Source organism: Geminocystis sp. CENA526 (genome assembly GCF_050753365.1).
Lineage (GTDB): Bacteria > Cyanobacteriota > Cyanobacteriia > Cyanobacteriales > Cyanobacteriaceae > Geminocystis.
This window is the reverse complement of record NZ_JBLZFY010000300.1, coordinates 1-1,213: the sequence shown is the minus strand read 5'-3', so window position 1 is coordinate 1,213 and position 1,213 is coordinate 1. Positions and strand designations below refer to the sequence as shown.

Here is a 1,213-nt window from a genome sequence, read left to right as displayed (position 1 = left end):
AAGTAATAAGTAATAAGTAATAAGTAATAAGTAATAAGTAATAAGTAATAAGTAATAAGTAATAAGTAATAAGTAATAAGTAACATCAAATCCTAAAATTATTTTTAATCCTATCTCCTTATCTAAGTAATTCAAATTTTAAATCTATGAATATGAACAGTATAATTAAAGTAGAAAATTTGACAGTTTTATATCAAAATCTACCGATTATTGCAGGTGTTTATTTGGATGTAAAGCCTCAAGAAATTACAGGTATTATGGGTCGATCGGGCTGTGGAAAAAGCACTCTTTTAAGGTGTTTTAATCGCCTTAATGACTTTGTTGATGGCATGAAAATTCAGGGAAATATCCTTTTTAAAGAACAAAATATTTATGATGCTGATGTGAATTTAGTGCAGTTGCGTAGGGTTATTGGGATGTTATTTCAACGTCCTGCCCCTTTTCCTACATCAATTTATAAAAATATTTCTATGGCATTAAAAGCAAATGGTTATAAAAAAAATCTTGATGATTTAGTCGAAGATTCTTTAATAAAAGTAGGTTTATGGAATGATGTAAAAAACCATCTTCATAAAAATGCTATGAATCTTTCAGGAGGGCAAAAACAACGACTTTGTTTAGCAAGGGCGATCGCTATTCAACCAGAAATTATACTATTAGATGAGCCTTGTTCTGCATTAGACCCTATTTCTACCCTCGAAATTGAAAATTTATTATATCAATTAAAGAAAGATTATACCATCATAATCACTACTCACGATCTCAAACAAATTGCTCGTATTTGTGATGATGTAATTTATATGGATATGAAAGAAGACGATCGAGGTAATAAAACTGGATTTATTGTAGAACAAAACAGTGTAGAAAAGATATTTTTAAACCCAGATAGTCAAGAAACATTAGCCTACACTTCAGGAGGAATAGCGATGAATCGAGTTTGATAAGTTAAGACGCATCTAAGTAAAATCAGATGATGATGGTACAATAAATTCTAAAATCTCAATTAATTCAGGTATTTGATTTTGAATAACACTCCAGACTAAAGGAATATTAATACCATCATAATCATGAACTAATTTATTACGCATTCCGATAACTTGTTTATAAGGAATCTCAGGATATTTTTGATAAAATTCAGGAGAGATTCGCCTCATTGCTTCACCTAAAATAGAAATTTGATACATTACTGCTGATTGAGTTTTAGTGTCTTTAA

2 protein-coding genes are annotated in these 1,213 nt (G+C 29.3%); one reads left to right on the top strand and one right to left on the bottom strand.

Annotated features, from left to right (window positions below; genetic code table 11):
* Positions 1-152 precede the first annotated feature (152 nt).
* Entirely contained in the window at positions 153-941 is a 789-nt protein-coding gene (locus tag ACN4EE_RS23525) for a phosphate ABC transporter ATP-binding protein (protein WP_431708937.1), read from the top strand.
* 15 nt (positions 942-956) lie between these two features.
* Here ACN4EE_RS23525 and ACN4EE_RS23520 read toward each other — a convergent pair.
* On the bottom strand, positions 957-1,213 hold a 257-nt coding region (locus ACN4EE_RS23520), incomplete at its 5' end, for a HepT-like ribonuclease domain-containing protein (RefSeq protein ID WP_431708936.1).